This is a genomic window from Paenibacillus turicensis, from assembly GCF_050461185.1.
Taxonomy (GTDB): Bacteria; Bacillota; Bacilli; order Paenibacillales; family Paenibacillaceae; genus Fontibacillus; species Fontibacillus turicensis_A.
This window is the reverse complement of record NZ_JBCMOR010000010.1, coordinates 23,707-36,302: the sequence shown is the minus strand read 5'-3', so window position 1 is coordinate 36,302 and position 12,596 is coordinate 23,707. Positions and strand designations below refer to the sequence as shown.

The 12,596-nt window shown below is 37.3% G+C and carries 10 protein-coding genes; 2 read left to right on the top strand and 8 right to left on the bottom strand.

Annotation, left to right across the window (positions count from 1 at the left end):
- Window positions 1-46 precede the first annotated feature (46 nt).
- The 3 genes from ABE099_RS15385 to ABE099_RS15375 form a co-directional block, all read right to left on the bottom strand.
- The gene (locus tag ABE099_RS15385) at window positions 47-1,987 is read right to left on the bottom strand and encodes a beta-glucoside-specific PTS transporter subunit IIABC (protein WP_430032003.1); all 1,941 of its coding nucleotides are present in this window, start codon (window positions 1,985-1,987) and stop codon (window positions 47-49) included.
- 148 nt (window positions 1,988-2,135) lie between these two features.
- On the bottom strand, window positions 2,136-2,996 hold the full coding sequence (gene licT / locus ABE099_RS15380) for a BglG family transcription antiterminator LicT (protein WP_430032002.1): 861 nt from the start codon (window positions 2,994-2,996) through the stop codon (window positions 2,136-2,138).
- Window positions 2,997-3,266: 270 nt separating this feature from the next.
- The gene (locus ABE099_RS15375) at window positions 3,267-3,707 is read right to left on the bottom strand and encodes an OsmC family protein (RefSeq protein WP_430032001.1); all 441 of its coding nucleotides are present in this window, start codon (window positions 3,705-3,707) and stop codon (window positions 3,267-3,269) included.
- A gap of 186 nt (window positions 3,708-3,893) precedes the next feature.
- Between ABE099_RS15375 and ABE099_RS15370 the strand changes: the two genes are divergently transcribed.
- Both ABE099_RS15370 and ABE099_RS15365 read left to right on the top strand, forming a co-directional pair.
- On the top strand, window positions 3,894-4,535 hold the full coding sequence (locus ABE099_RS15370; protein ID WP_430032000.1) for an Hsp33 family molecular chaperone HslO: 642 nt from the start codon (window positions 3,894-3,896) through the stop codon (window positions 4,533-4,535).
- A 9-nt stretch (window positions 4,536-4,544) separates the two neighbouring features.
- Window positions 4,545-5,255, top strand: a complete 711-nt coding sequence (locus tag ABE099_RS15365) for a MerR family transcriptional regulator (protein ID WP_430031999.1) — start codon at window positions 4,545-4,547, stop codon at window positions 5,253-5,255.
- Here ABE099_RS15365 and ABE099_RS15360 read toward each other — a convergent pair.
- The 5 genes from ABE099_RS15360 to ABE099_RS15340 all read right to left on the bottom strand — a co-directional run bounded on the left by ABE099_RS15360 (window position 5,246) and on the right by ABE099_RS15340 (window position 12,591).
- Complete coding sequence (locus ABE099_RS15360; RefSeq protein WP_430031998.1) at window positions 5,246-6,259, bottom strand: glycoside hydrolase family 5 protein; 1,014 nt, start codon at window positions 6,257-6,259, stop codon at window positions 5,246-5,248. The two genes, ABE099_RS15365 and ABE099_RS15360, sit on opposite strands and share 10 nt — an antisense overlap.
- A 127-nt stretch (window positions 6,260-6,386) precedes the next feature.
- The gene (locus ABE099_RS15355; RefSeq protein WP_430031997.1) at window positions 6,387-7,310 is read right to left on the bottom strand and encodes an oxidoreductase; all 924 of its coding nucleotides are present in this window, start codon (window positions 7,308-7,310) and stop codon (window positions 6,387-6,389) included.
- A 137-nt stretch (window positions 7,311-7,447) separates the two neighbouring features.
- On the bottom strand, window positions 7,448-9,055 hold the full coding sequence (locus tag ABE099_RS15350; RefSeq protein ID WP_430031996.1) for a response regulator transcription factor: 1,608 nt from the start codon (window positions 9,053-9,055) through the stop codon (window positions 7,448-7,450).
- Window positions 9,030-10,745 carry a histidine kinase gene (locus tag ABE099_RS15345; RefSeq protein ID WP_430031995.1) on the bottom strand — a complete coding sequence of 572 codons (1,716 nt, stop codon included), beginning with the start codon at window positions 10,743-10,745 and terminating at the stop codon, window positions 9,030-9,032. The genes ABE099_RS15350 and ABE099_RS15345 overlap by 26 nt, the downstream gene beginning before the upstream one ends.
- A gap of 145 nt (window positions 10,746-10,890) precedes the next feature.
- Complete coding sequence (locus ABE099_RS15340; RefSeq protein WP_430031994.1) at window positions 10,891-12,591, bottom strand: extracellular solute-binding protein; 1,701 nt, start codon at window positions 12,589-12,591, stop codon at window positions 10,891-10,893.
- Window positions 12,592-12,596 lie beyond the last annotated feature (5 nt).

The window sequence follows — 12,596 nt, the reverse complement described above, 5'->3', positions numbered from 1 at the left end:
AATTAAAATCATGACCAGTTTCAATCATCGATGTGAACGGAGGCCATCAGCGGACAGTGAATAAGAGCAAATCACTCACTGAAATCACCCCTTTCACATGTACAGGAACTACCTCAAGATAATCAAGTGTATTGGTAACTATAACTGGCGATACAATTTCAAGCCCTGCCGCCTCAATTTTGTCTAGTTCAAAGGTCATCAACACATCACCTTGGCGTACCTCTTGGTCTACAGACACCATCACATCAAAGTGGTTTCCTTTTAATGAGACCGTATCTAACCCAACATGAATAAGTAATTCGATTCCGTCTTGGGAGCGCAGCATAATAGCATGTTTGCTTTTTGCTATCATCGTCACAATTCCATCAAAAGGAGCTCTTACGATTCCTTCACTTGGCTTTATCGCCATTCCTTTACCTGTTAATTCCTTAGAAAATGTCTCATCTGAAAGCTCACTTAGTGGAACAAGCTCACCTGCTAATGGACTCATAACTTTCCCTTTGCGGTCTGCTATGGATAAAACTTTAGGCTCATCCTCGGGCGAAAGTGTTAGATTTGTTTTAGAATTGCTATCTTTTACAGCATTAGCTTGCTCGTTCTGAGCCGCTTGCGTTCCATCCTCCCACCCTAAAATTAATGTGAGTGTAAAGGAGACTGCCATACTAAGAAAAAGTCCAATCAACGCATAAACGAAATTTTTCATGCCTCCGTCAGGCTGAATGTAGAGCGGTAAAGATAATAAACCAGGCACTGCAAAACCAAAGCATTTTAGCCCAACAGCTGTAATAAATCCGCCACCCACTGCACCACCTACAATTGAAGCATAGAATGGCTTCTTCAGCTTAAGCGTAACGCCATATAATGCAGGTTCAGTAATCCCTAATAAAGCAGAGATCCCACTAGATAACGCAATAGATTTCATCGTTTTATTTTTAGTTTTTAAAAATACCGCAAAAACTGCACCCGCTTGGCTCATATTCGTAACTAAGTTGATAGGCAATAACAACACGTCATAACCAAGCTTGCCTAAGTTTTGTAATGTGCCTGGGAAGAAAGCATAATGCATCCCTGTCATAACAATTAACGGCATTAGCCCACCTAAAATAATTCCTGTAAGTGCCCCTGCATGGGCAAACAGCCAAGACGTTCCTCTTTCTAAATATACCCCCATAAAGTTGCCCAAAGGTCCGATGAAAATGAGCAAAATTGGTACTGTTATTGCTAAAACTAGCATTGGCGTGAAAATAATTTTAACTGTAGCTGGAATCAGTTTATCCACGAATCGGTACACATAACTAAGTAACCATACACCAAGAATAATCGGAATGACCGACTGTGAATAATTTACAATCGATACATTTAGCGATAAAAATTGGATCGGGTCTAGCTTGTTTGCATTAAATGCATCCAAGATGGTTGGATACATCAATGTCCCTGCCATAGTTAATGCCAAATATTCATTGACCTTAAATTTACGTGCCGCAGATACTGCTAATAGAAAAGGTAAGAAATAAAAGGCTGCATTTGCAATCATGCTCATAACCTGAAACTCGCCACTCTTTTCCTGCAAAACATGTAAAGATACTAAGAGTGCCAATACACCTTTAAGCATCCCTGTACCGACAATCGCAGGCAAAACGGGGGTGAAAATACCCGAAATTGTATCTAACACCGCGTTGATCCCTCTAGCTTTAGACTGAGGTTGACTGCTATGCTCGTTAGATGATGCAGGGGATCCACCTTGCTCTAGCTGTGCTTCAAGCTCCTCATAAACAGCGGCAACATGATTGCCAATGACAACCTGAAACTGATCATTTTGGAATTGTGCACCTAATACGCCATCCAAGCTTGCTATTTTCTCTAGCTGTACCTTCTTCTCATCGGCGACATTAAAACGTAATCTCGTAATACAATGCCAAGCTTGATTAATATTGCTGCTTCCACCGATCAAAGAAATAATTTCTTTAGATAGCTCTTTATTATTCATAGGAAGTTCCTCCTTATTTGTTGAAAACACAAAAAACCAAATGCTTCACCTGCCCATATAGAATATAGATCTATATGGATCAGTAACATTTGGTGGTGCCTGATTTGACTCAGTAACACTCCATATTTAATTTATTTAACAATATAAATTACAACAATGGACCATCCTCATCTGCACTTGTAGTTACCCTCTCGATGTGTATCATCAGATAAACCATCTCATCTGCTGTAATGTTGAAGCTATAATTTTGCTCTAACATCAGTTTTAATTTACTTGCACACTCAAAGCTCTGAGGATAACGTTGTGATAATACTTCATACAGAAAATTTTCATCCTTAAACGATAACGATTCTTGATTAAACTGGCGAACAATGAAATAGCGCAAATGCGTTACAAATCTTGAAAAGCTGACTGATTCTTGTTCCAAGCTAGTTTGAAAATGCTCCATCATTACATCTACAATTTCGTTAATAATTTTTGTGATTTTAATCGTCTGATCCATACTACTGCTGCCATATTGGGCATTTACAAAGTGAAGCGCGATCGAGCTAGCCTCTGATAAAGGTAAGATTATACCAAATGCTTCATTAATGAGCCTCACTGCTTCATGACCTACAGCATATTCTTTGGGGTAAAGATGACGGATGTCCCAATGTAAAGGATTTTGCATTTGAACACCTTGCTTGGATCGTTCCAAAGCAAAATGAATATGATCTGCCAACGCTAGCAAAATGGAATCGTTTAGTGTCTGGTTTAAAAAGTCTTTACCATATTGAATGATACGTTCAGTAACATCAATCACTTGAAGCGGGATTACATTAAAAAATTGCTCAATCTTATGGTATTTATCATCCATGCCAATACGGAAAGTTTTTTGAATCGTTGCCTGATCAATAATTTGATCCTTGACCTTTTTAAAACCAACACCTGTCCCAATAATAATGATCTCACAGCCATCATCATCTACAGCCAAGGCAATATTGTTGTTTAACGATTTCCTAAATCTCATCTCCCCCACCTCCTTTACGGACAAAAACTAAAAAGCACCACCATAGTATTCTCATAAACAAAGGAAATAAATCCAATGTTATGAAAACAAATGGTGGTGCCTGATCGCATCAGTGACACTCCGTTTATATTGGTATTGTATACGGATCATGTAATCGTTGTCAATGGAAGTTTTAAGGAGATAAGTCCATAATTGTTTGCTTAGAATTAATAGTTAACAATCCTCTGTCCCCTATAAGTTTGGGGTAATTTTAATCCATCATTAAATTAATTAACTCCGAATAACACCTGCTTGTACTAATTTAACGCCATTTGTTAAGCAATCACCTACAGGGCATGTATTTTCCACAAAGGCAACAAACTCCTCTGTTTTCTCTTGACTTTCAGTTGTTTTAAAATGCATCACATACCGAATTTCTTGAAAACCATTACGTACATCTGCTAAACCCATAAATCCATCTGGATCTAAATCCCCTTCTAGTTCAACATGAAATTGCTCATAGGAAAACCCAAAACGTTTGGCAAACGCGGCAACTACAATCGATTGGCATGCACCAAGCGCACATAAAAGAGCCTCCACGGGGTTCATGCCTTGATCTGTCCCACCTAACTGCTTAGGCTCGTCCATCAAAATTTTGAAACCGCTGGACTCTGCTTCGACTTGCAACCCTTGCGGTAACTTTGTAGCAGTAGCCTTAAATGTCGTTAACATAAAACAGGTATCCTCCTAGTGACTTTGTGGGAAACAAAGTTAAGTTTTGGAGATTGTAGCATCCTTAGGTTATGAAATCAAGCGTTCACTGTTATGGTTAACAATACAAATTTAAAAATTGGAGTAAGATAACGGTTGTCTATCACGTTACGTGATAAGATACAATCGTTTTAAGAGGTGATTAAAATGGATAACATTATAAAAATGCTTTCTTTAAATAAAGATTTTAGATTGGCTGTTGTGGACACATCCCAAATTGCTGAAAAACAGTTGTTTAATTTCACAGGAAAAAGGTACATTCGTACTTTGCTAGAAGAAGTCATTACAGGATGTACGTTGTTGTCAGCTATAAATGATTTTTCCCAAAAGGTAAGCTTTACTTTTCGTCTAGCTAATGACATTTCTATTTTTTGTATGATTGAAAATCAGAAGTTTTGTATGGAATATTCAGACAGTCTTCATGAATTTACAGGAACGATAACAGATTTATTTAATATTAAATCGGTGTTGTCGATCACTAGTGGTGACAGGAATACAGGATTGCATACGGGCACTGTCGAAGCATCTATAGATCACGTTAGTATGCTGCTTTCCCATTTTTCAGTACAAAGTGAACAGCTTCCTAGTCATTTCATCATTGCTGGAAAGTATTGTTCTACAAGAGGATTGTTGATGCAGCCCTTGCCGTTTGCTGATGAAAAGGAAATGGAAAAGATTGATGCTGAATTAGTTTATTTAAGACAGAGATTAGAAAATGAGCATTGGAACGAGCTACCAAATTTATTTAGTCATTTAGCAAATGTTGTATCAGAAAATACGATCGAATAGAGTGAAGTTATGGAACAATATATAAAAATAAAAGCCTTTGCTGAACTAACAGGTGTAAGTGTAAGAACGTTGCAATATTACGATGAAATAAACCTACTTAAACCCGCATACATGAATGAACAGGGTCATCGATATTATGACGCGGCTTCTTTCAACAAAATTTTTGTTATTCTTTCACTAAAAAATATGGGCATGACTTTAAAGGATATTCATCAATACGTAAATAGAAACAGCTTCGATGTTGCTAATTTTATAAGTGAGGAAGAGCGTAGAGTTAAAGCAGAGATTATGAACTTACAGTTGCGCTTAAAGTCATTATCCAAATTTAAGGAGCAAATGAAAGAAAGGCAAGAGGTCCCCCCTGCCCTTCTTTCGCTTTTTGCACAAATTGCAAGCAATTCCTCAGCTTCACAATCACAGATTGACCATTTAATAAAAAGTACAAATCAAGCTGTTAATTTTAATATTAAGGAGTGGAATTCCTTTATCAAAAATTTGAACTATTGCTATAAAAACAAGTTATCTGTAAAAGACAAGAAAGCAATAGCGTGTATCCACTACTGGAAAGAGAGCATTATTGATGCAAATCAAGTATCTGCTGATATGGTCTCATTTGCTGAGGAATATTACCAACAAAATACTTCAAGTAGTTATGGAATGACAGAGGGAACATATAAGTATTTATTAAATTTAATTAAAGAATACGATAATTACAAATAAGAAATAATCTGCGGTTTAATACTACTCTCGTATCGGTCACTAACTCCAAACGACATATATTTATAAGTCCAAGCGGCTCTGCCAATATTGTAATGCTCAAACACCCCGTTCACATCCTTGTACCAGTTAACTACACTTTGTGAAGGGGCATGCTCAATGACACCGTACTCTCCACAATACAGATATACATCACGTTCATTTGCAACCTCAATCGCTCTAGTAATCATCGCTTCAATATATTGTGGACCCATTTCCTCTAACTCTTCTAAATGTAATCCTGATCCATAAGCTCCGATCTGTTTAGCCGTATTACGGTAGACTTCGAGTTTTCCTGGATACTCCATATGACTTTCAGGCATATTTTCTACCCATTCTGCTTTTTGGTGAGTAAATAAAAATGGTTCATAAAAATGAAAGTTGTAAACGATATTTTCATCATATGGCTTGTCCAGCAGTTCGAGTGTATGCACACTATTCCACTGAATTCCCCCAATAACAATTTTAGTCTCAGGCGCAAGCTGGCGAATTTCTGTAATTGTTTTAAGTGCTAGTTGATTCCATCTTGAGCTATCCTCTTCTACAATTTCATTCAAAAGTTCAAAAGCTACCGTATCCTTATATTTAGCATATCGAATCGCGATTTCCTTCCATATTTGGATAAAACGAAGCTGAAGCTGCTCGTCGTCAAACAAGGAATTTGTTGCTGCACTATTAAACGAAAAGCCTGGTGCTTTATGTAGGTCTATAATTAAATTCAGCCCATTTTTAGCACACCAGTTAATACAGTCGTCTATATACTTAAATCCAGCATACGCTTCCACATTTTCAGTTTTCTCAATGACCTCATGATCAACTGGCAAACGGACATGGTCAAGTCCCCATGATGCAATCGTTTCAATATCCTTTTCACTAATAAAACTATCATAATGTGCATGATTATAAGGACATTGTGACAACCATCCTCCTAGGTTAATCCCTTTGGAATACCCGTTCCATATTTTCATAATATGACTCATCTCCCTTTATATTATCGTTCATTCCCTTCCATACCACTGACTTTAGCATAAATAAACAGCTTGCTTAACGAAATAACACATTGTGCTTAAATACTAACCTATTGTGCAGACTATATTATTTTTCAAACTTATATTTAACTCCTGTAAGCTGTTCAGATACTTCCCATAGCTTTTGTGAGATGTCAGATTGATAGAGCTTATCAATAATAGGGTCTAGCTTCGGATAGCCCTTTCTCCCACTACGTCCATCAGGTCCGACATATTCGCCTCCACTGATATTTAGTGCAGTTGCGCTATACAGGGATGGTAATGCCCCCATATCGGCAGACTGACTTGCAAGATTGCTAATCATTCGAAGCAACGGGTTCGCTCGCTTACCAGAGCCAAATGACATCAGATTTGTATTTGAAAAACCAGGATGACAAGCTATACTGATTGTGTCCAACTGATGCTCTGCCAGCTTATTATTTAGTTCTCTAGCAAACATCATATTTGCAAGCTTACTTTGTCCATAAAATTTCCAGCCACTATAGCCTTTTGATCCATCCAAATTATCAAAATGAATGGAAGCCTTGTGGGCTACTAAGCTACTTACTGTAACAACTCTTGAGGAAGGCGTATTAAGAAGCCTTGGTAATAGTAACCCCGTCAACGCAAAATGTCCCAAATGATTACATCCAAATTGAGACTCAAAGCCATCGCTAGTCAATCTAAAAGGTGTATTCATAATTCCAGCGTTGTTAATAAGGATGGAGAGGGTCTGGTATTCATGAAGAAATTGATCCGCAAAGGACCTGATCAGTGCTAAATCAGTCAAATCAAGCCTCATCAGCTTTACGTTAGCCATCGGATATACTGTTTTAATATGATTAAGTGCAGCTTGTCCCTTCTGTAGGTTTCGAACTGCAACAATTACCGTTGCATTTTTTTGAGCCATTGCTGTTGCCGTGGCTAATCCCAAGCCACTACTCGCACCAGTAATAATAACGACCTTCCCCGTTAAGTCTGGCATACTTTCCTTTGTCCAATTCCCACTCATACCTAATCCCCTCCATAAATAAAATATTGAATTAATTGGAACCATTCACCATTTCTACTGTATCATTTAAGTTGTCATACAACTATAATACAGCCGTATTTATAGAGAAGCTATTTTTGAATTTACTTTATACTTATTCAGACCTTCACCCGATACTCCTGCGGTGTAATCCCAAACTTCTCCTTAAAAACCTTAATAAAATATTGCGAATTAGAATAACCTAATTGATCAGAAATTTCATACACCTTTAGCTCAGAATCACGTAACCAAGAAACAGCCTGCTCCATTTTTTTATTCAAAATAAATTCACTCACACTTATTCCCACACATTGTTTGAATAATTTAGTCACATAAGCAGGATGCAGGGAAACACAGTCTGCAACGTATTGAAGGCTTGCCTGCGCTAAATTCTCAACAATGCAGTTTTGAATCTCGGTAATCGCCATTTTCTGATTTGTTGTCGTCTCTCGTTCCAGCTTTGAAGCCAGCGTATCTACCAGCGTCTCACTCCATTCAATAAGCTGTGAAACAGAACGAAAAGTAGTTTTTTCTAACAATTCTCTTCCAACAAGCTCTGACAAAAGCACATGATTGGTATGCGCAATATAATGAAAAGAACTAAGGATTAAGCTATGAATCTCTTCAATGTACTCCTCGTTATAGGTAGGTAAATTGCTCAAAGCTTCATTTAAGTCTTGCAATCTTTTTTTATAAGAGGCCCACTGTCCTGTCTCTAGCAAATGCATTAAGGTTGGGGGTGAATAGATCAGTTTTAGCGGCTCAATTTTGGTAGATTTCCATTTATTAGTCAGAGATAGAAAATAGCCCTTCTCATTCCCAATTTGCTGTCTTAGTGCTGCCAAGGCATCCTCATACATCGAATTTAAATCATTACTAAATCTACCTCCATAGGAAAGAATGACTGAAATTCCCCCTTTTAAATAATCATTCACATTATGATGCAACTGTTGTGTAATATTTCCTAATTGTTGGACTATGTTCTCAGGATCCTGCTGGAGCAAGTTATCTCTACTCTTAACAAGGAATACTAGATTTTCATAATTATCTCGGCAATGCCACACTTCAAAATCTGCGAGCATCTCGCAAGTAATATTGGATACCGCATATTCAAATAACAACTGACTGTCGTGACCAAAGCTAGTAAAATGCTCCTCCAACCGGATTAAGGTCACATAAATCGTATCATCCTGCTTAAAGCTCAATTGGTAGTTAATTAACCTCTCCTGTAATGCATGTGGTGAATACACCTTCCCTTGAATCAGCTCATGAAGAAGCTTTTCCTTAAGGGCAGGAAGATTTTCTCGAAAGGTTAATAACGCTTTTTCATAGGAAGCATTTCTTTCAATATCAGCATGAATAGAGTGAATAACTTTTTCTAAGGCTATCTTCAATAGGTTATGGTCAAGTGGTTTAACAAGATATTCAATTACACCTTGATGCAAAGCTTCTCTGGCATATTCAAATTCTGCATACCCTGTTAATAAAAGACATCTTATTTTTTGCTTTTTTTGTCGAACCTGCTTCACCAGATCTAGTCCATTCATACCAGGCATCGCAATATCTGTGATTAGAATATCTATAGGCGTTGACGCAACGATTTCTAAAGCCTGATAAGCAGAATATGCTTTATATACTTTAATACGCCCAAGTTCTTCCCATGGAAAGGCAAGCATAAGATCGTCTACAACATATTGCTCATCATCCACTAGTAAAATATGTACCATCATATTCCTCCATTTTGTTAATTTTTATAACATAAACGGTTCCTCGAGATAAATGGGATTCTACTAAAAGTCTAGATTGTTTACCAAAATATAGCTGCAACCGCTGGTTTACATTCCGTAACCCCGTTCCAACTGCTTCATTTTTAATGAGAAAATCATCTTCTATATTTTTTTGTACCGCAAATAATCTTTCCTTTGTCATCCCCACCCCGTTATCTTTAACTTTAATCAGGAGTTGTTCTTCAGTTTCCTCTGCTGTTAAAGTAATGACACCAGGCATCAGACTAGGCTCAACGCCATGCTTAATACAGTTTTCTACTAATGGCTGTAAGATCATTCTTGGTATAAGCTGCTTTCCAATATGGAGTGGGATATCGATATCAAAAGTAATTTGCCTTTTCCGCAAATGCACTATAGACAAATAATGCTCAACAAATTTAAGTTCTTCCTCAAGTGTGGAATCTCTTTGTTCTATTTTGTGAATATATCTACAGTAGGATGCCAAATGAAGTGTCATAGCCGTAACACCTTCAAAATCTCTTATACTTGCTTTGCTTTGAATAAAATTAAGACAATTATATAAAAAGTGAGGATTAATTTGGGCTTGGTATTGCTTCAGTTTTGCTTCCTTCACTTCTATTTCCCCTAGCAAAACCTGTTCAATAAGCCGTTGTGTATTTTCAGCCATTCGATTAAAGGAGTTACCAAGCATACGGAATTCATTCACCTGAAGGTCAGGTACTCGGCTGGAGAAATCACCACGATCGAACCGATCAATCGCTTTTCTTAATGTAATGACAGGTTTTTGCACCTGCTTTTGCAGTAGAAAGGTATAGATGATGACGCCAACTAACACGATAAACACCGCATACATAAATAATTGATTATTTCGCTTTATAGGCTCAATATATTGTTGCTTTGGGGAAACATCAATAAAATAAAGATCTAACATATCTGACTTCATAAAATTAAATAAATAATCATGACCGCCTTGTTTTATCGATAAGGTACCTCTCTCCCCAACAATATGTGGTTTAAGCATGGCATAAAGTTCCTCACTAAACGTTTTTCCTTGTGCAATAAATTGCTTTTGCTGTGAATCATATAATAAAGGGGTTCCTGAAACATATTGCTCCATCATTTTTTTCAGATTTTCAAGAGAAACCCTTACTTCAATAAGTATAGGACTCAAGTGACTTCGCATTACGTTAGAATAATAGCCTGTCCCCTGCTCTTCGATATTCAAAAACCAATGATTATAATCTTGAGAAGGAAGATTAAAGGAACTAAAGGAATAAGAGGAATCCGATGATACCGCTTCTTTTTCTTCTAGATAATATAAAATAACTGTATTTTTCCACGAGGTAGAAGCCGAGTTGAGGGCTAACTTATCAATAATGTTTAATTTCATCTCGTATTTTGAATACTGATCTCCGAGTTGAAGTACATACGGATACCCACGAACAGATTGATCCTGTGATAGCGTAATTGTGTTCATTAGCACTTGTTCAAATTGTGTTGATAATTGCGAGGTCATAAATTCAACCTCCTTCATTTTGTTTCTATTAAGTTCACTTTGAATATCTTTTACATTTAGTCTATAAATAATCCAAAAAGCAGCTACAATGGTAAGTAACATAAGCGTCAACACAAATAGTAGCCAACCGGAAATAGAAAGGCGTCTTGTCATTTAAAATCCCCCAGTAAGCTTTATCAAAAGGAAATAAAGGACGATCCTTATAGATCGCCCTTATATGCTGTTAAAGCTGTAAGCTATAAAATGCCAAAAAATCCTTTTAAATGTGGCTGAACAGCTATAAAAAATGTAGTTAATGTTATTGAACTGACTTATACCACTCATTAACCTCTTCCGTTTCCTTGTCCCCACCCGAAGCTTTCCATTTTTCCACAAAGGAATCAAATTCATCTACGGGAGCTTTATCATATATAATTTTGTTAAGTATCTCCTTCTCGAGCTTGGTAAGCAAATCACCACGAGAAAGCTGTGTTTCTGTTGGTGGGCCTGTAAACATTTCAGGCATAACATAATCCTTTTGATCAATTACAATTTTTGCAGCCTGAATTTGCTCAGGAATTCGCATCGCCATATTTTTCTCATATTGATTAGCCGGCTCCGCTCCTTCAGCTAATTTTGCTAATGTATTTAAGGCTAGATTAGGCTTAATTGCCCCATCAAACGTTAAAGTATAACGAATAGCATCCACCCAACCACCTGGAATTTTATCACTATCTTGTTCTCTAAGAATTTCTCCATTAGGACCAAAATCGTAATCATAGCCTTCTGCAAAGCCATTTACAAATGTAGTACTTTCTGGATTAGCCCAATGATCAAATAAGTAGTTCTGATATACAAAAAATGCATCTTTATGCTCCATATCTTTATTGATTAATACAGCTCCAGTACTAATCTTAGTTCCGTGACGTCCAATTTTTCCATCTGGACCTGCAGGAAGTGGGTATGCTTTATATTCAGCATCAGGTACATTTTTTTGCAAATCAGGAATCGGCCAACCTGTCATCCAATAAGGACCCACGATAATACCAGACTTACCCGCTGTAAATGCTTCTGTTGCTTTAGGTTCATCATACAATCCCGATTCTGAGGAAATGTACCCCTTCTTCATCCAGCTTTGCAACGTCGCAAGCCCTTGCTTCATTTCTGGTTGTACTGAGCCATATACGAGCGTGTTATCTGCGGCTTTATTCCATTGGTTAGGCATAGCCCCAAACATCCCAAAAATCCAGCCTGCATCCGCCATCCATGTATTTAAGTTATTTTTAAAGCCAATTGATAAGCCAGTAGTATCATTTTTACCATTGCCATCTGGATCACCATTTGTAAATGCCTCTAATACTGTCTCTAATTCTGCTAGATTCGTAGGTGCTTTGAGATTAAGCTTTTTTAACCAATCTTCTCTAATGTACATCACTGGATCGTTGTTGTATGCGTTTTCTAAAATAGGGATACCCATACGTTTACCATCACGCATATATGGAATCCACACATTTGGATCATCTGCCATCGCCTCTTTGTAAAAATCCGAAGCATACTTATCAAACAACTCGCCTGCATCTGCAAATTGCCCACTATCAATAAGATCAGAAATTAAAGTTTGGCTACCACGAAATGAAATGATATCGGGCATTTTTTCACCAGAAGTCAACATAAGACGGAGCTTAGTTTCATAGGCATTATTTTGATCGCTTACAGTCCATAAATATTTAATATCAATTCCGAGTGTTTCTTTTGCCCATTTTGTATGGACGTTGTTTTCCATATTCTCACCATTTTTGAACTTAACACTGCTTGAGATCGGAAATACAGTCGTAATTGTAACTGGGGTTGTATATTTTCCATTTTCAAATGGAGCGGAATACATGGAATCCCCTTTTGCCGCATTGTTTCCACTCGAAGTATTGTTAGATTCTGTCTTGCCTCCACAACCCGCAAGCAAGGCCATCATTAACGTTGCAGTCAAAACAACCCCCAAGCTTTTTTTTACTTTATTAAGCATTTTGC